We start from the raw sequence: 17,494 nt of genomic DNA, 5'->3' as shown, positions 1-17,494 counted from the left end.
CGGGGCATGACGCTCGCTGAAAGTATGCTAGCGTTACTGGCTTTTTTACTGGCAGCAGTTGTTTTGCTGCCCTTTTGCTTTACATTAATAGAGAAAACGGCCTGGCGGTGGGAGCTTCAGGAAGGGATGAGAACGCTGTACGAAGAGGGGGAATCTAGGCTGTATGGCGATCCCTTTTTTGACTACGAGCTGGAGGAGCACGATAGGGTGAAGGGGGCTATTGTTTGGCGTGAAGTAGAGGGGAAGGTGGAGGCCTGTGTGGAAATCAGAGGAAAATTTCGGTGTGTTGTTCAGCAGTAGAGGATTTACGATGCTTGAATCACTGGTGGTATTCACGATCTTTACAGCTTGTGCAGCGTCCATTCCCCTTTTGTATGACAGTACATATCGCGTCATTGAAGCAGGCCAGGCGGAAAAAAAGATTGAATGGGAACTGTTTGTGATCGGGCTTCGCAATGACCTGCATTCAGCCGAAAACTGGCGGATGGAGGGAGAGAAGCTTCACTATTCAATCGTTGGCCAGGAGAATTCTCTTGTCACAGTCAGCCAGTACAACGATAAGATCAGGCGGCAGGTCGACCGGCTGGGTCACGAAATCATGCTGCAAAATGTCAAAAGTGCCGCCATTGCAATAGAAGGAGGCAGGGTATATGTCCATGTTACGTTTACAAACGGTGAAAAAGAAGGAGCAGCGATTTCTCCAGTTCGGTAAGGAATGGGTATTAAACGAACAGGGAATGATCTATCCGCACATTTTACTGATCCTTGTACTGATTATGGCCGCTTCTGTATCTATAGCGGACTCGTTCGTCTCAAAGTGGAAAACAGCGGATTACGTAACAGACTATTATGAACTCCGAATTGTGGAGCTGATGGCCGTTCGGAATGTAGTCGCCCAATCAGAGCCAGCCCCCTTTTTCTTGGAAACAAATATCGGAACAACACGCGTGACCATAAGCGAAGCCGTTCAAAACGAGCGGCGTGTTCGAATTGAAACGACGCATCAGGATGGTGTATTTTGGGCTGTATATCATCTTCATTCGGAAGATGGAAGCATCCTGAAAAGAACCGAGTATTATTAATTATGTTTTGCGCGCCAAATAAAATAAACCGCCGTGCCAAATCGATAATCGGACGACAGGATTAAACCGCCGGATAATCGCCGCTTTTTCACGCTCATAATGTTCAGTTGAAGCGGCGGGATCATAAAAGGATTCCAGCATGCGCAGTTCAAATTGCTGCTTCTCATAAGCGGTGCTGGCCCAATCATGATTTTCCTTTAACAGCTCCGCCTGCACCTTTTGCTTCATTCTGTTTAAGCCGCTTGCTGGCGTAATGAGCGGTGAGAGAATATAATGATACGGTGCAATGGATGGTTCCATTGATAATGAAGCGGTGCTTTCCAAAAAGTCTTCAGAATAGCTGCCGCTGATCAAATGGAGAGCCAGGGGCACCAATTTTTCTTTTTTTCCATCGGCTTCATAAGATAAATGAAAGTGAATAAAAAGCCATGGCTCAAGCTGTACGTTTTGGGCAGACGGATGCCGTTCATACAATTTAATAAACGGCACTTTTTTTTGCCCGTAGGAAAGAAGCTGATGAAAACGGGGAGAGCCGAATGTAATATATTCTTCAAGCTGTTTCAGCGGACGCCCGGGATCTTCTGTGAAAAAGGTGACAGCAAGAGGTTCCCCCCTTTGGCCAAGCTGATCTTTATAGTGCCAGTAAAACGGACGGTTCATTAAATCGCGGTCTGCTTCCTCTGTTAACTGAATCGTAATGGTGCTGTCTGCTTCATGAAGAATCAGACAGCCGCAGGAAGAAAACAATGTGTGAAGAAAAGATATCAATGTGATCACTCCAATACAGCTGACAGGTTTTCCATTTTGATTTCCCATTCACGAATACTGCGAGAGGATTGAATAGCATCCCGCAAATGCTCTTCAACCCAGTTATTTTCTAATATCGTATCGATTTTGCCGATTGCCGCCTGGAAAAGGCTGATTTTATCATAAAGCAAAGAAAGCATCCGGTCTTCAACCGTTTGATTAAACGCCAGGTGATAAATATACACATCGTGCTCCTGCCCGTACCGATGAACACGGCCAATTCGCTGCTCCAGCTTCATCGGGTTCCACGGCAGATCGAAATTGATCACATGACGGCAAAATTGCAGGTTCAAGCCTTCGCTGCCTGCTTCTGTCGCAATGAGAACCTGAGCAGGCCCTTTAAACAGTTCAATCATCCAGTCTTTTTTTCCTTTTTTAAAATTCCCTTGAAAGGAAACCGCTGGAATGTCATGCGAGCGGAAATAAAGCTCCAGGTATTGCTGTGTTGCACGGTATTGGGTGAAAATCAGCACCTTCTCTTTTGCCTCATGGACGATTTGAAGCGCTTTTTCTGCTTTGGAATTGGATTGAATCGCCTGGGAAAGCAGTGCTGTCTCTGTTTCAAAAAACCCTTCCTGTTTTTTTAACGTGGAAAGGGCCGCATATTTGCTGCTGCATGCTTCTCGCTGCAGGGTTAACAGCGTGATCGAGTTAGGCAGACACTCTGACAGAGACTGATAAAATGCTTTTTCTTCATCCGTTTGATTTATTCGAATGGTTTTCACGATTCGCTTAATCGGCTGCTGTTCGATGTCAGCGCGCATATTGCGGATCATCACTTTCTGTAGAAGGGAATGAAACGCTTCCTCGTTTTGCACAGCGTGACGGCCCTGTTTGAACTTTTCTTGAAAGGCGCTGCTGTTTCCGAAAAGACCGGGCTTTAACAGTGAAACGAGGTGGAACAATTCATCTGCATCATTTTGTACAGGTGTGGCGGTGAGAAGCAGACAATACGTTTTATTCAGCTTGCTGACAAACTGATAATTCTTTGTTCGCGGATTTTTTAAACGGTGCGCTTCGTCAATAATAACCATATCAAACAACGTATCAGAAAATTGGTCGGCGAATTTTGGCTGCTTTGCTGAATCGATTGAAGCAATTTGCACACCGTTCCAGGACCAGTCAGGTTTTTTTCGCTGGACGAAAGCATAGATTTGAAATTTTTCGCGCAGCTCCTTTGCCCATTGATTGACAAGGGAAGCCGGCGCTAAGACGAGCACGCGCGACACGAGGCCGCGAAGCATATATTCTTTTAAAATCAAACCCGCTTCAATCGTTTTCCCAAGTCCTACTTCATCTGCTAAAATGGCGGTGCCGTTCATTTCCTCCATTACTTTTTGAGCGGTTTTCACCTGATGAGGAAGAAATGCCATATGCGGCAAAAAGCCTGGAGACAATAACCCGTCAAAGTGAGCAGGAAGAATCCGCTTTTTGGTTTGGGCGGTTAGTAAAAACAAGGGAAAACAGCCTGGGGTAGAGGCTCTTTGCACGTATTGATCCAGCTCTTTTTCCCACGTATCATCATACAGAATAGCCGGCTTCATCCCATTCAAACCCTTCTTTTTCTGGTATGAAGATTAGTATGTCCCGTGAAGAAAAAGAGAATACACTCAAAGCCCATAGAAAAAGCAGCTCCGCATGTGCAGAGCTGCCTTGTTTATTTCGTTTTTACTTTACCGGTCCATTTTTTGAACCCGCCTTGAAGATGGTAAATCTCACGGTACCCTTTGCGGTACAGCATTTGTGCTGCACGTCCGCTGCGCAGGCCGCTTTGGCAATACAAGTAAACGGGCTTGTCGGCACGGATTTCTTTCATCCGCTGTTTCATCTGTGTCACAGGAATATTGCGGGCGCCTAAAATGTGACCGCCGTTATATTCATTCGGTTCACGCACATCAATCAGCTGCGCTTTCCGGTATCCTTGGATAAACTCTTCCTGGCTGAGCGGCTTTACCGCACGTTTTTGAGAAAAATACATGAAAATCGCGTACAAAATAATCGCGCCAAGTACTGCGGCAATAGAATAAAGCAACGTCGTGTTCCCCTTTCAAATAAACTGCTCCTTTTATTATAGCCATATGGTTATCAGATGAAAAGAAAATTCTCTTGAAAAAAGAGGAGTGTTCGCCTTTGATTTTCGGTTTCAATTTGATAGACTAGTTGAGGGAATTTACAACGAAAAGAAGGCGTATAACATGACAAAGGAAACGTGGGCTTTTCTGGATACAGGAAATCAAAGCGCCGCATATAACATGGCGGTAGATGAAGCGCTCCTTGATTGGCACAGCAAGGGAGACATTCCCCCTGTTGTCCGCTTTTACGGATGGGAGCAGGCCGCTCTTTCAATCGGCTATTTCCAAAAAGCAGAAAAAGAAGTGAATTTTGAAGAGCTTCAAAAGCACGGACTTGGCTTTGTCCGCCGTCCTACAGGAGGCAGAGGCGTTCTGCATGAGCATGAGCTTACGTACAGTGTGATTGTCAGCGAGAACCATCCTGAAATGCCCGCGGGTGTCACAGAAGCATACCGGGTCATTTCTGAAGGCGTTCTTCAAGGGTTTCGCGCACTTGGACTTCAAGCGGAATTTGCCGTTCCGCGAACAGAGGAAGAAAAAGCGAGCTTGAAAAATCCCCGTTCCAGCGTTTGCTTTGACGCACCAAGCTGGTATGAGCTTGTCGTGGAAGGAAGAAAAGTGGCCGGAAGTGCTCAAACGCGGCAAAAAGGGGTTATTTTGCAGCACGGGTCTATTTTGCTCGACATCGACGAAGACAAGCTGTTCAGTTTGTTTCATTATCCGAATGACCGGGTAAAAGAGCGGATGAAAAGCGCGTTTAAAAGCAAGGCCGTCGCGATCAATGACCTGAGGGCTGAACCAGTTACACTCGATGAAGCGCGAGTGTCATTTAAGCAGGGCTTTGAGCAAGGGCTGAATATTGGGCTGGCCCCACTGCAGTTAACGGAGGATCAAAATCAGCAAATTGCCGTCATTCAAAAAGAACGGTATGAGAATCCGAGCTGGAATTTCCGCCGTTAAAAAAATTATTTTTTTTGCTTGTATTCACGTGTAGAGCAAGGCAATTCCCGACTTTTTGCGAGCTATCCCGGCTTGACAAATGACGGGCGCTCAATCAATATATAGAGTATGAACTGAAAAACAAACACAATATATTGTGTTTGTTTTCGTTTTTTGTACACCAGCATATAAAAGGAGTTGTTTCCATGTCTGCTACGTCCACAAAGCAAATGTCGCTTAATGTCGACAGACTCAACAAGGACATCAGCATTTTTCCACAGGTTTTCCCTGTCACACCGGAAATGAAGATTACACACAAAGGCGTCTCCCGTCTCGTTATGATCGACCGGTACTCATTCAAAGACACTGAAAAAATTACGTTGTCAGAAGGCGATTTTGTCGTTTTGACGATTAAAGAAGATCCGAAATTCCCTGCACGCGGGACAGGCTTTATTGTGTCGCTTGACCGGGAAGCCAAAAAAGCATCCATCTTAATTGACGAAGAATACCGCAGCGCGATTGATGATCCTGCTGAAGCGGAATCAGGCATTGTTCACCGCGCACTTGATGTGATTGAAAAGCCGCTGGAGGTTTTTTACGAGCAAATTGCCAAGCGGAACGCAGCCGGCCTGTCCTCTGTAGAACAAACAGATGAAAAGAAAAAGGAATGGTTTGATAAGTTTTACCATGAGCTGGTCAACCTGAACTTTATTCCAGCGGGACGTGTGCTGTATGGTGCAGGAGCCGATACAGACGTCACGTATTTCAACTGCTACGTGATGCCGTTTGTCGCGGATTCACGTGAAGGCATTTCCGAGCATCGCAAGCAGGTGATGGAAATTATGAGCCGCGGCGGCGGTGTCGGAACAAACGGTTCCACTCTTCGCCCACGCAATACACTGGCACGCGGTGTAAACGGCAAATCGTCCGGGTCAGTTTCCTGGCTGGATGACATTGCGAAGCTGACACATCTTGTCGAACAAGGGGGATCCAGACGTGGAGCACAAATGATAATGTTAGCGGACTGGCATCCTGATATTGTAGAATTCATTATTTCGAAAATGCAGAACCCCCGTATTTTGCGCTATCTTCTTGAAAATACGGAAGACGAGCAAATTAAAAAGGCTGCAAAGGACAAATTGAACTTCAAGCCGTTAACAGAGCGTGAAGAGCAAATGTACCAGGGCGTTGTGAATTACAAAAACATTCCTGGCTACGGCGGTTTCAGCCCGGAAATTTTCAAAGAAGCAGAAGAAAAGCTTCGCACGGGCGGCACATACAGCGTACACAACCCTGAATTTTTAACAGGCGCTAATATCTCGATTTGCCTGACGAATGAATTCATGGAAGCTGTTGAAAAAGATGCTGAGTATGATCTTCGTTTCCCGGCTGTTGAAAAGTACAGCAAGGATGAAATGGCTCATTACAATGAAAACTGGCATAAAATCGGCGATGTGCGCGAATGGGAGCGTCAAGGCTTCGAAGTCCGCACGTACCGTAAAATGAAAGCACGTGAACTGTGGAACTTGATCAACGTTTGTGCGACATATTCAGCAGAACCAGGCATTTTCTTTATTGACAATGCGAATGATATGACCAATGCGAAGGCATATGGCCAGCAGGTTGTCGCGACAAACCCATGTGGTAAATAGCTTGCCTCATGTAAAAAACTGCGGAATAAAGCGGGGACCCTGAGATGGGAATCCGAACCGAAGGCTGAATGTAAAGTTTCAGTCAGGGGCAACGCATAGATGGTGAACCTCGAAAGAGAATATAATCCATCCACGAGGCCGCAGCATTACACATTGATTAAACATATACGAGTCGTCCAATTAATGGTAAATTGGTATTGAGGTGATGAATATGAATAGGGGATATGCAGGGTTCTATGGTGAGAATTATTTAAGAAGCTCATACGAATATGCATATGCGAAATACCTTGATTATCACAAAATACCATGGAGCTATGAGGCTGATGTATTCGACATAGGATATAAAACCTATAAGCCAGATTTTTTCTTTTACGACCAAAGCGGAAAACTTGAGAAAATAGTTGAAATAAAGTCCAGACATAAAAAGGCAAAAGATGAGGCTGAGAAAGCACTTAGCATCATCAAAGAACGATTCGACATTGAATGCGAGCTTCTCTCTTATGAAGAATTACTTGTTTTATATCAAGCTTTACCTTTTTCTTTGAACTCGACCATTACAGAGTGGATTAAATCTGAAGATACCACTATTAACAAATCTGCTTACGGTGAGCTGAATGGCCACTTTAATCTTAAGCATAGCGCTAGTGCTAAGCAAAAGATCGGTGAACATACTAAAAAGCTTTGGGCTTCCGATAGTATAGCGAAGCAGAGAATGATTGAGGGACTAAAGAAAAGCGGGGTAAAGAAAGGATATATACGTATACCAAGAGAGAAAAGGTCCTGCAAAGAATGCAGGGAAGTATTTAATGTAATTGTCACATCAAAACGCAAATATTGTAGCCGAAAATGTTCGGGAAATGTTGCTATGAGGAATGCAACGATTCAATACATGGAGAAACGACAATTTATCCATAAGAACATTAGAGACTATATTATAAAGTGGTCGATGGACAATAAGGAAATCGTACTGGAAACGCCTTTGAATAAAATTAAAACAACAATTGCTCCACTAATTGTCGATATCGAGGAGCAATTCGGAGTAAAGGACTTTAGAGTCATCTCAAAAGCTGTTTTTGGTGAAGATCGTGGAAGAAAAGAGCTAATCCTGTTTATGAAAAATGTGTGTAATGAAAAGATATGCTGATCTTGCGGAAACTCAACCGTAAGAACTAGAGGATAAAAAGCCTTTAGGATAACAATAGGGGATTGGAGCAGCCCCTCGCACCATTTTCTGTCTGCAACCTCGCAGCAGTGAATCTGGCGGAAATGGCAGACAAAGAAACAAAAACAGTTAATTTTGATAAATTAAAAGCAACGGTTCGCACCGGTGTCCGGATGCAGGACAACGTAATCGACGCGACACCTTACTTCTTAGATGAAAACAAAAAGCAGGCACTCGGCGAGCGTCGTGTAGGTCTTGGTGTTATGGGTCTTGCCGATTTGCTTATTTACTGTGAAAAAGAATATGGCTCGGAAGCAGGCAACCAGCTTGTCGATGAAGTGTTTGAAGCCATTGCGGTCACCGCGTATGAGGCGTCTGTTGAGCTGGCGAAGGAAAAGGGCAGCTTCCCATTCCTTGAAGGCGGCACACAGGAAGAAACAAGCCGTCTGCGCGATGCATTTATCAACACAGGCTACATGAAAAAAATGCCGGAGCACGTTCGTGAAGCGATCGTGGAAAACGGGATCCGGAACAGCCATTTATTAACGGTTGCCCCAACAGGATCAACAGGCACGATGGTCGGTGTATCAACAGGACTTGAGCCTTACTTCTCATTCACGTATTACCGGAGCGGACGCCTTGGCAAATTTATCGAGGTAAAAGCGGATATTGTGAAGGATTATGTCGAGCGCAACCCGCAGGCAGATCCAGATAACCTGCCGGATTATTTCGTGACGGCGATGAGCCTGGCACCGGAAGCGCACGCGGATGTTCAGTGTGTGATTCAGCGCTGGATTGACAGCTCGATTTCCAAAACGGTCAACGCGCCGCGCGGCTACACAGTGGAGCAGGTTGAAAGCGTGTATGAGCGCTTGTATAAAGGCGGAGCGAAGGGTGGAACGGTTTACGTAGATGGAAGCCGTGATTCGCAAGTACTGACCTTGAAGGCAGAAGAAAACAACTGGGATGAAGAAGAAAAGCAGGAGCCGAGAGAGCATGAAAACCATGTGGTTCTGATCGATACGATTCAAGATCTTCGTTCAACCAATGTGACCATCGGCAGTGAGGTCGGCAATACATGTCCGGTCTGCCGCAAAGGCACAGTTGAGGAGCTTGGCGGCTGCAACACATGCACAAATTGCGGTGCCCAGCTGAAATGCGGATTGTAAAATAAACGCAAATGAATGAACAGAAAATCCGGATGACCCCTGTGGCCGTCCGGATTTTTCTGTTTTACAAGGAGCATTTGTGAAATGTCAAAAGTGGTCTTCACCAAAATAAAAAACTCTCCCACGGGGGTGGCAGAGTTATTCTGACGAAGCGCGGGAGCCGCGTTTTCCTTTATTGCCCTCGATAACGGTCAAATGAGAGGCTTTTTTTCGGCGGGCTGTTTTCTTTTTCGGCTTGGCTGTAAATGCTACGGAGCGCGATGGCTTCGGTTTCGTGCCTGTTTTCGTGGTATGGCGTTTTTTTGATTGCTTTACTGCCTTGGAGTACGCACGGTCCTCCCGGCGATTTCCGCCTCCGCGGTTTTGCATGAACAGGCGGAGTAAAAAGAGAATAATCGCAGCCGTAATGACACCGAATACAACTTGACGCACGAGCTGCCCGGGAGAGGTGATCATCATGTTCACGAGACCAATGGCAGCGAGCGCGGCAATGACAGAAACGATAACAGTACGAACATTCATTAAAGCCACCTCCCGGAAAAATAGTGATACTTACATATTAGACAATTTCATCGGCTTTTAATCCTTTTTCAGCACTTTCTTCAATGGAAATTAGTTTCTCAAAAGAAGCGATCGCGACTTCCGCCTGATCATCAGACGGTTCTTTCGTTGTTAACAGCTGCAGCCAGAGCCCTGGATACCCGAGCCATTTTAGTACCGGGATATCCCGCACCTTATTCGTCAGCTGCAACACTTCAAACGAAATGCCGAGCACAACCGGGATCAGCGCAAGCCGGTTCAGGACACGGACATACAGTGGCTCAAGCGGTACGAGCATATACACAAACACCCCAACGATGACGGTGAACAAAATAAAGCTCGATCCGCACCGGTAATGAAGCCGTGACGATTTCTGTACATTTTCCACTGTGAGCGGCAGGCCGCTTTCATAGGCGTTTATTACTTTATGCTCGGCTCCGTGATATTGGAACACCCTTTTAATTAATGGTGTCATCGATATCGCATAAATGTACACGAGAAGCAGGATCAGCTTGAACAGGCCTTCGATTAAAATTTGTGACAAGTCGCTTGAGAAAACAGGCCGGGTCAGTTCAGCTAAAAAAAGCGGAACCAGCGTAAAAACAAACTTTCCGAACAAAAACGATAAAATACCGACGAGTGCGACGCCAAGCACAAGCGTTAATTTCGATGGTTCTTCTTCCTGCACGTTTTCTTCGCCGGGATTGATGTCGTACCGGTCATTGGCAAAGTTTAAATGCTTTGACCCTGTAGCCGCCGCTTCCAATATGGCCACAATGCCGCGGAGAAAAGGGATTTTTTTGACCGTTTGAAGGGCGGGACGAACGGTACGCGGCAAATGAAAATAGTCGATCGAGCCATCGTTGCGGCGCACTGCGGTAACGGTGTGCTTTCTTCCGCCAAACATAACGCCTTCCACGACGGCCTGGCCGCCGTACACAGGCTTTTCATTACTCATTTATTCGTTCCTTCTTTCATTCATCCAATGACTGGACAGGTAGTAATCATATTTTAGCGGGAATCTGGCTAAAATAAAAGCATGACTGCTTCAAGGAGGAATAAATATGGTACAGCAAAATAAATCTAAAAATTCTGATTATTTTTCGGTGAAAAAAATAATTGAGATAGGGGTTGGCGCAGGTTTTTTTCTTTTCTTAATGGGCTGGCTTTTGCACACATTTCATTTTATTAAATGGACCCCGATGCTTGCTTCTATTATGCCGTCGTCTAAAGGGATGAAGATCGTGATCGCTGCTCTTTTGATTCTTTTTCTTTCCATTGTGCTGTCTTCATTATACTATGCACTGCTGCGGAAAAGAAAGCCCTTCCTATCGGGAATCGTCATTTCCGTTTTCCTGTTCCTCTGCTTGTTTTTGTTTACGGATCGAGAGGCTCTATATTTAGTGACGCTTTATGCGCTTTTGTCCGTCTATTCTTTGTTTATTAGTATGTCTGTTTCCTGGTGGTACGAGCAGAGCAAGTAGTCAGCCGAAAGCAGAGTGTGGTAAACTAGTCGGGAAAAACGAAGAAGCGGGTGACGTGTGATGAAGAAGATTTTGCTGATGAACGGTGCGAATTTAAACCGGCTCGGAAAGAGAGAGCCCCATATTTACGGCTACACAACGCTGGATCAGCTGGAAAGTCAAATTGTAGAATGCGGCGTGAAGGCAGGAGCAGAAGTGGTCACCTTTCAATCGAACTTGGAAGGAGAGCTTGTCAACAGACTTCATTTAGCAGAAGATGAAGGGCTGGACGGCATTATCTTTAATCCGGGCGCGTTTACTCATTACAGCTATGCGCTGGGCGATGCAGTAGCGGGCATTAGCGTGCCAGTTGTTGAAGTACATATTTCCAATATTCATGCCCGTGAAGAATTTCGCCACCACTCGGTGATCGCAGCTCATGCGGCCGGACAATTGTGTGGGTTCGGACTGCGTGGATACGAAATGGCACTGGACTTTTTAGTGAACAAGGGGGACTAACGGATGAAAAAAATAGAAAACTTGCGTACGCAAATGCCTCAAAAAGGAATTGATGGACTCTTTGTGATGAGCCCGTACAACCGGCGATACATAAGTGGATTTACCGGTACAGCCGGCGCAGCGTTGGTTACACATAATGAGGCTATTTTTTTAACCGATTTCCGTTATACAGAACAAGCTGCTAAGCAAGCAGAAGGCTTCACTGTGATTCAGCATACGAAATCGCTTTTTGAAGAAGCCATGAGACAGGCAGACCGTCTCGGTGTCAAAACACTCGGCTTTGAAAAAGAACATGTAACCTATCAGGAATTCGAACTGCTTCAAAACTATTTCAGCGGCGCTCTCCAACCGGTCGCGGGGCTGGTTGAAAACTTGCGCTTGATAAAGACGGAATCAGAGATTAAGATATTAAAGGAAGCGTGTGATATTGCGGATGCAGCATTCAAGCATATTCTTGATTTCTTAAAGCCAGGAGTGCGGGAGATTGATGTGTCGAATGAGCTTGAATTTTTCATGAGAAAATGCGGTGCAGCTTCTTCTTCCTTCGATATTATTGTTGCGTCTGGTGCGCGTTCTGCTTTGCCGCACGGTGTGGCAAGTGAGAAAAAGATCGAATCGGGCGATTTTGTCACCCTCGATTTTGGCGCTTATTACAAAGGGTACGCGTCAGACATCACCAGAACGGTCGCAGTTGGCGAACCGTCTGATCAGCTGAAAGACATTTATTCCATTGTGCTTGAAGCCCAAATGGCGGCAGTCGATCAAATTAAGCCGGGCATGACGGGGAAGGAAGCAGACGCGGTGGCGCGTGATATTATTTCATCCAAAGGCTATGGTGACGCGTTTGGCCATTCCACAGGGCACGGACTTGGGTTAGAGGTGCACGAAAGCCCGAGACTTTCTGTTTTGAGCGATAAACCGCTGCAGTCAGGTATGGTTGTCACGGTAGAACCGGGTATTTATTTGCCGGGTGTCGGCGGTGTAAGGATTGAAGATGACATCGTTCTGACGGAAAACGGGAATGAACGGCTCACACATTCTGCTAAAGAACTTATTATTTTGTAAACCCTCAGGAGGAACTAAAACCATGATTTCAGTAAATGACTTTCGTACAGGCTTAACGATCGAAGTAGACAACGGCATTTGGCGCGTTGTTGACTTTCAGCACGTAAAACCGGGTAAAGGAGCGGCGTTCGTCCGTTCAAAGCTACGCAACCTTCGCACAGGCGCGATTCAGGAAAAAACGTTCCGTGCCGGTGAAAAAGTAGGAAAAGCCCAAATTGATAACCGCCGTATGCAATACTTGTATGCGAATGGTGATCAGCATGTCTTTATGGACACAGAATCGTATGATCAAATTGAACTTCCCGATTCTCAAATTGAGTATGAGCTCAAGTTTTTAAAAGAGAACATGGCTGTGTCGATTATGATGTTCGGTTCAGAAACACTGGGTGTGGAGCTTCCAAACACAGTAGAATTAAAAGTGACAGAAACAGAGCCCGGCATTAAAGGCGATACAGCATCAGGCGGCACAAAGCCGGCGATTGTTGAAACGGGCCTTTCCGTTAACGTACCGTTTTTCGTTAATGAAGGTGACGTGCTAATCGTCAACACAACTGACGGCTCTTACGTATCACGCGCATAATGGATGACTTGAGCGTACCCTTTTAGGGTGCGCTCTTTTTGTTTGCGTTCTTCCGAGCGAGCTCGTAGGATAAAAGAAGATGAAGAGAAAGAAGGTCGATTGGATTGAATCTAATAGAAAAACTAAAACCGCTCGTTCCTGTGTTTCAATCAAGAGAGCCTGCACTGGATGAGCTGAATTCTTTTCCGTTTGAAAACATAAACGACTTAAAGGCTGTGGGCTATACAAAAGCGATGCTGCCGCAAAACGGCGGCCTGTCACTCGTGGAATTTGTTCAGCACCAGGAGCTGATTGCAAAAGGATGCGGCGCCACCGGTCTTTCGATCGGATGGCATACCGGCATTTTAATGGAATATGCAGAATACAAACACTGGAATCCAGAGATGGCGGACTTTTTAATAGAGGAGATTCAAAAAGGAAAGCTGATCAATGCGGCGGCAAGCGAACGGAATGCCGGCAGCCCGCTGCGGGGAGCAGCTTTTAAAACAACCGCCGTTCTTGATGGACAGGAATATGTGCTGAATGGTGAAAAAACCTTTACCTCTGCCGCACCTGTATTGGATTATGTATTTGTTTCTGCCGCCATCCCTGAAAAAAACGAGTCGGCCGTTTTTCTGGTCCCGATGGCGTCTAATGGCGTGTCGATCCGCGAAACGTGGGATAGTGTGGCAATGCGCGGAACAGCAAGCCATGATCTTGTGCTGGAAAACGTTCGAATTCCTGCCCACTACATTGTTGAAACGCTGGATGATTCATATCGTGCGCGCCGGAAGGGGTCACTGCTTCACATTCCCGCCTGCTATATCGGGATTGCGGGTGCAGCGAGGGATTACGCGATTGAATTTGCAGGATCGTATAAGCCGGCAGCGCTGGATCATCCCATTGGAGAATTGCCGGTTACGCAGCAAACAATCGGCGAGATGGAGATGAAATTGATGGCCGCCCGGCAGTTTTTATACCGGACAGCTGAATGGTACGACCGGGAGCCGGATGAGCTGATCAAGCCGCAAATGGCTGCCGCCAAAGCGTTCGTTACAAACACGGCAATGGATGTGACCGACATAGCCATGCGAATTGTCGGCGCCAGAAGTCTGTCGGAGAAAAATCCGCTCCACCGCTATTGGCAAAATGTCCGTGCCGGTCTTCATAACCCGCCAATGGACGATATCGCCTACCGGACACTTGCCGAAGCTGCTCTTTCGGAAATCAAAAAAGCAGAATAAGCACGAACAGAACCCGCCGCCAGTCCATCTGGCGGTTTTTTTATGGATAAAACCGGGTGTGGGTTCATACAATGTCAAAAGAGCGGAAGGAGGCGGCGGATTGCCCTACAAAACGATCCTGCCTTATTTAAGCGAAACGATCTATCAGGCTGTCAGTCCTCTTTTGAAATGTGACCCGACGATTGAAGAAATCAGATTGCGAACCGGACAGGAAATTGAACTGTCCGGTACAAGGACGCACGTGCTGCCGGTTGTCTTTTCTGAGCATGACCGAACCACATTTGTTCATAAAATCACAAAGCATTCTGTTTATCGTCTGGAAGAACAATTAAAACGCGGGTATTTGACGATCGAAGGCGGCCATCGAATCGGCCTGGCCGGCCAGGCTGTTGTGAAAAATGGCTCCGTTTCTTCTATGACAAACCTGTCTTTCTTTAATATTCGAATTGCAAAAGAAAAAAAGGGCACAGCAGACAGACTGCTGCCGGCACTGTACCAGCAAAGGTGGAAAAGCATGCTGGTGATCGGGCCGCCAAGATCGGGGAAAACGACGCTGCTGCGTGATATTGCCCGTGTAGCGGGAACCGGAAACGAGAAAAGACGTATCCCGGCGTTGAAAACGTGTATTGTGGACGAGCGTTCGGAAATCGCGGGCTGCTTAAACGGGGTCCCGCAGCTGGATGTCGGCAAAAGGACAGATGTACTGGATGCCTGCCCGAAGTCTGAAGGAATGATGATGATGATCCGGTCAATGAGCCCGGATGTTCTCGTTGTAGATGAAATCGGCCGGATGGAGGACGCACAGGCCCTTTCTGAAGCCCTAAATGCGGGAATTGCGGTTATTGCAACGGTCCACGCACGGTCGCTTGATGAAGCGGTGCGAAGACCGGTTATTCGCCAAATCAAAGAAAGCGGGTTGTTTGAGCTATATGTAGAATTGGATGGAGCGCATAGCTGGAAGGTTGTAAAGCATGAAAGAATGCGGTCAGGATGAAATGGGCCGGCGCCATGTTTATTATCGCAGCCAGCTTCTGGATTGGCTGGCTGAAATCCAGATCGTATGGTGAACGGTTGGAACAAATTCGCCAGTTTGAAACAGCTCTTGTGATGCTGGAATCATCGATTGCGTACGGAGCAGAATCGATGGAATCGGCGGCCCGGTCGATTTCACTGTCTGTCGATCAGCCGGTCGGCAGGATGTTTGAACGGTTTGCCGCTTCTCTGGCAGTGTGGGACAAAGGAGCTGAGCAGCTCTGGACACGGATTGTACACGATGAATCAACGAAGCTTTCGCTAAAAAAAAGAGACGTTCAAATTGTCGAGCAGGCTGGGGCGATGCTGGGTGCTGTTTCCCGGGATGCGGAAAAACGAAAGCTCCAGCTTGTACTGAAGCAGCTTGAACGTCAGCGGGAAGAAGCGGCTGAAGAAGAAAAGCGGTATGCCGGAATGATCCGGTCAATTAGCCTGCTGTGCGGCATGATGACAGCCGTATTGCTTTTATAGGGTGGGACTTGCATGAATGTGGATGTGGATTTGCTGTTTAGAATTGCCGGCATTGGCATTATTGCCGCTTTTCTGCATACGATTTTAGAGCAGCTCGGCAAAAAAGAATACGCCCAGTGGGTCACGTTATTTGGTTTTCTGTACATTTTGTTTATGGCTGCAACGATTGTCGGACAGCTTTTTGACAAAATAAAATCCGTTTTCTTATTTCAATGACAGGAGCGGTTTTCCTATTGCGATTACTCATATTGCTGCAATCGTACTCGTTGCTGTTTTTCTGGCGATCCTCCTGCATGAATTCAACCGTGGCTTTTCGCTGCTGTTCGTCCTGTTCACGTGCAGCATTCTTCTTTACCAGTTTGCGGACGAAATGGCGAAGCTTATTGCCGCCATTCGCAAAATGGCTTCCTATGCCGGTGCCGAGACGTTATACATTGAAACCGTTCTAAAAGCGGTCGGTGTGGCGTTTATTTCGGAATTTGTAGCGAACATCGCTAAGGACGCGGGGCAGCACGCATTGGCCGCTAAAATGGAAATCGCCGGGAAAATGATCATTATGGCGTTGATTTTGCCCGTTTTGACTATTTTAATTGAAACCATTTTAAACATGCTTCCAGGACGGTGATCCATGGAAAAAGGTTGGAAGCCGATCATCGAACAAGCGGACTTGTCGGCGCTTGATCAAAGATGGAACGAGCTTAAAGGGCTGTATGCCCCTTTTATGCCGTCAAAAATGAATTTGGATGTTACGCAGTTTGACCTGTCTTCTTTTTTTTCAATCGATCACTGGCTGTCAATGATCAAGTCGTATTTTTTCTTTGAAGTAAAGGAAAGTGCGGAAAGTCTGGCGCTTATTTTTTTGCTGGCGATTATAGCATCCGTTTTAAAAACAGTGGGACAAGCACTTGAAACGCAAACGGTTACCAGAACAGCTGAGGCGGCCGTATTAATCCCGATTTTTATTTTAACGATGAGCACCTTTCGAATGGCGGTTGAATCCGTATCAGCGGCTGTTGAGCAAATGACGGTGTTTATGATGGCGTTTATGCCGATTTTGATTGCGCTGCTGACGATCAGCGGGGCGGTGGCTTCGGCGGCTTTGTTTCCGCCGCTCCTGCTGTTTATGATGAATGCGTCTGGTTTGTTGATCGATCAAATTATTTTGCCGTGTTTGATTTTCTCAGTCGTTTTCAGTCTGGTTGGCCTGCTGTCGGATCATTACAAAGCGGACCGTCTTGCTTCTCTGCTTCGAACGATCAGTGTTTCGCTTTTAAGTGCCTTTATGGCTGTTTTTTTGGCTGTGTTAACGATGCGCGGGATGACAGCGGCCGCGGCAGACGGGTTGACGGTCAAAACGGCAAAATTTATTACAGGTACATTCGTTCCAGTGGTAGGAAGAATGATGGCGGATGCGGCGGATACCGCTTCAGGCGCTGCTCTTCTTATTCACAATACAGCAGGAGCAGCAGGGATCGGGCTCCTTTTGTTAACAGCGCTGTTTCCAGTCCTCAAGCTAATGGTGCTTGTGCTTTTATATAAAGCGGCTGCCGCAGCACTGCAGCCGCTTGGCGATTCAGCCGCGGCGTCTCTATTGGATGTAATCGGAAAAACACTGTCGTTTATGCTGGCGTCTCTTGCGCTTGTTTCGTTTATGTACTTTTTATTCATGGCAGCGGTTGTCTCTGCCGGAAATGCGGCTTACATGATGAGGTGAAGCG

20 protein-coding genes and 2 pseudogenes are annotated in these 17,494 nt (G+C 46.6%); 17 read left to right on the top strand and 5 right to left on the bottom strand.

Annotation, left to right across the window (positions count from 1 at the left end; translation table 11 throughout):
- Positions 1–6: 6 nt before the first annotated feature.
- Genes BW952_RS19305 through BW952_RS02600 form a run of 3 tightly spaced genes read left to right on the top strand, consistent with a single transcriptional unit; the run spans position 7 to position 1,082 of the window.
- Positions 7–300 carry a hypothetical protein gene (locus tag BW952_RS19305; protein ID WP_045850961.1) on the top strand — a complete coding sequence of 98 codons (294 nt, stop codon included), beginning with the start codon at positions 7–9 and terminating at the stop codon, positions 298–300.
- A gap of 10 nt (positions 301–310) precedes the next feature.
- A complete protein-coding gene (gene comGF, locus BW952_RS02605; RefSeq protein ID WP_045850960.1) occupies positions 311–712 on the top strand; it encodes a competence type IV pilus minor pilin ComGF in 402 nt (133 codons plus the stop codon).
- Positions 651–1,082 (top strand): hypothetical protein, encoded by a 432-nt coding sequence (locus BW952_RS02600; RefSeq protein WP_139325406.1) that lies wholly within the window; start codon positions 651–653, stop codon positions 1,080–1,082. Before comGF ends, BW952_RS02600 begins: the two co-directional genes overlap by 62 nt.
- Here BW952_RS02600 and BW952_RS02595 read toward each other — a convergent pair whose 3' ends face one another.
- The 3 genes from BW952_RS02595 to BW952_RS02585 form a co-directional block, all read right to left on the bottom strand.
- A complete protein-coding gene (locus BW952_RS02595) occupies positions 1,083–1,850 on the bottom strand; it encodes a YqhG family protein (protein WP_169714076.1) in 768 nt (255 codons plus the stop codon). It abuts the gene before it with no gap.
- Between the two features lie 5 nt (positions 1,851–1,855).
- The gene (locus BW952_RS02590) at positions 1,856–3,433 is read right to left on the bottom strand and encodes a DEAD/DEAH box helicase (protein ID WP_045850957.1); all 1,578 of its coding nucleotides are present in this window, start codon (positions 3,431–3,433) and stop codon (positions 1,856–1,858) included.
- A 113-nt stretch (positions 3,434–3,546) separates the two neighbouring features.
- Positions 3,547–3,867: a rhodanese-like domain-containing protein gene (locus BW952_RS02585; RefSeq protein ID WP_045851047.1), complete on the bottom strand. Its 321-nt coding sequence runs from the start codon at positions 3,865–3,867 to the stop codon at positions 3,547–3,549.
- 217 nt (positions 3,868–4,084) lie between these two features.
- Here BW952_RS02585 and BW952_RS02580 point away from each other — a divergent pair, with 217 nt between their 5' ends.
- From BW952_RS02580 to BW952_RS02565, 4 genes and pseudogenes are all read left to right on the top strand, one after another.
- Positions 4,085–4,921 carry a lipoate--protein ligase family protein gene (locus tag BW952_RS02580; RefSeq protein WP_045850956.1) on the top strand — a complete coding sequence of 279 codons (837 nt, stop codon included), beginning with the start codon at positions 4,085–4,087 and terminating at the stop codon, positions 4,919–4,921.
- A gap of 185 nt (positions 4,922–5,106) precedes the next feature.
- Positions 5,107–6,549, top strand: a pseudogene (locus tag BW952_RS02575) (vitamin B12-dependent ribonucleotide reductase); the annotation flags it as partial.
- A gap of 214 nt (positions 6,550–6,763) precedes the next feature.
- On the top strand, positions 6,764–7,696 hold the full coding sequence (locus BW952_RS02570; protein ID WP_045850955.1) for a PDDEXK family nuclease: 933 nt from the start codon (positions 6,764–6,766) through the stop codon (positions 7,694–7,696).
- Positions 7,697–7,761: 65 nt separating this feature from the next.
- Positions 7,762–8,883 (top strand): annotated as a pseudogene (locus BW952_RS02565) (ribonucleoside-diphosphate reductase); the annotation flags it as partial.
- A 138-nt stretch (positions 8,884–9,021) separates the two neighbouring features.
- Here the strand turns inward: BW952_RS02565 and BW952_RS02560 are convergent.
- Positions 9,022–9,405, bottom strand: coding sequence for an SA1362 family protein (locus tag BW952_RS02560; RefSeq protein WP_045850954.1), 384 nt, complete (start codon positions 9,403–9,405; stop codon positions 9,022–9,024).
- A gap of 37 nt (positions 9,406–9,442) precedes the next feature.
- Complete coding sequence (locus tag BW952_RS02555) at positions 9,443–10,381, bottom strand: DUF1385 domain-containing protein (protein ID WP_045850953.1); 939 nt, start codon at positions 10,379–10,381, stop codon at positions 9,443–9,445.
- A gap of 106 nt (positions 10,382–10,487) precedes the next feature.
- On the opposite strand from BW952_RS02555, the gene BW952_RS02550 reads away from it, so the two are divergent.
- The 10 genes from BW952_RS02550 to spoIIIAE all read left to right on the top strand — a co-directional run bounded on the left by BW952_RS02550 (position 10,488) and on the right by spoIIIAE (position 17,490).
- Positions 10,488–10,907 carry a hypothetical protein gene (locus BW952_RS02550; protein WP_045850952.1) on the top strand — a complete coding sequence of 140 codons (420 nt, stop codon included), beginning with the start codon at positions 10,488–10,490 and terminating at the stop codon, positions 10,905–10,907.
- Positions 10,908–10,967: 60 nt separating this feature from the next.
- Entirely contained in the window at positions 10,968–11,405 is a 438-nt protein-coding gene (aroQ, locus tag BW952_RS02545; RefSeq protein WP_045850951.1) for a type II 3-dehydroquinate dehydratase, read from the top strand.
- 3 nt (positions 11,406–11,408) lie between these two features.
- Positions 11,409–12,470, top strand: a complete 1,062-nt coding sequence (locus tag BW952_RS02540) for a M24 family metallopeptidase (RefSeq protein WP_045850950.1) — start codon at positions 11,409–11,411, stop codon at positions 12,468–12,470.
- A 22-nt stretch (positions 12,471–12,492) separates the two neighbouring features.
- Positions 12,493–13,050 carry an elongation factor P gene (gene efp / locus BW952_RS02535; RefSeq protein WP_045850949.1) on the top strand — a complete coding sequence of 186 codons (558 nt, stop codon included), beginning with the start codon at positions 12,493–12,495 and terminating at the stop codon, positions 13,048–13,050.
- A gap of 104 nt (positions 13,051–13,154) precedes the next feature.
- The gene (locus tag BW952_RS02530) at positions 13,155–14,273 is read left to right on the top strand and encodes an acyl-CoA dehydrogenase family protein (protein WP_045850948.1); all 1,119 of its coding nucleotides are present in this window, start codon (positions 13,155–13,157) and stop codon (positions 14,271–14,273) included.
- Between the two features lie 100 nt (positions 14,274–14,373).
- A complete protein-coding gene (spoIIIAA, locus tag BW952_RS02525; protein ID WP_045850947.1) occupies positions 14,374–15,267 on the top strand; it encodes a stage III sporulation protein AA in 894 nt (297 codons plus the stop codon).
- Entirely contained in the window at positions 15,264–15,776 is a 513-nt protein-coding gene (locus BW952_RS02520) for a stage III sporulation protein AB (protein ID WP_045850946.1), read from the top strand. Before spoIIIAA ends, BW952_RS02520 begins: the two co-directional genes overlap by 4 nt.
- 12 nt (positions 15,777–15,788) lie before the next feature.
- Positions 15,789–15,992 carry a stage III sporulation protein AC gene (gene spoIIIAC, locus BW952_RS02515; protein ID WP_045850945.1) on the top strand — a complete coding sequence of 68 codons (204 nt, stop codon included), beginning with the start codon at positions 15,789–15,791 and terminating at the stop codon, positions 15,990–15,992.
- 154 nt (positions 15,993–16,146) lie between these two features.
- A complete protein-coding gene (locus BW952_RS02510) occupies positions 16,147–16,401 on the top strand; it encodes a SpoIIIAC/SpoIIIAD family protein (RefSeq protein ID WP_231581385.1) in 255 nt (84 codons plus the stop codon).
- A gap of 3 nt (positions 16,402–16,404) precedes the next feature.
- Positions 16,405–17,490, top strand: coding sequence for a stage III sporulation protein AE (gene spoIIIAE / locus BW952_RS02505; RefSeq protein WP_052698452.1), 1,086 nt, complete (start codon positions 16,405–16,407; stop codon positions 17,488–17,490).
- Positions 17,491–17,494 lie beyond the last annotated feature (4 nt).

It is taken from the genome of Domibacillus enclensis (assembly GCF_900156125.1).
In the GTDB taxonomy this organism is placed as follows: Bacteria; Bacillota; Bacilli; order Bacillales; family Domibacillaceae; genus Domibacillus; species Domibacillus enclensis.
Note: the sequence above shows the minus strand (reverse complement) of the source record. Positions and strands in the feature narration are given on the sequence as shown.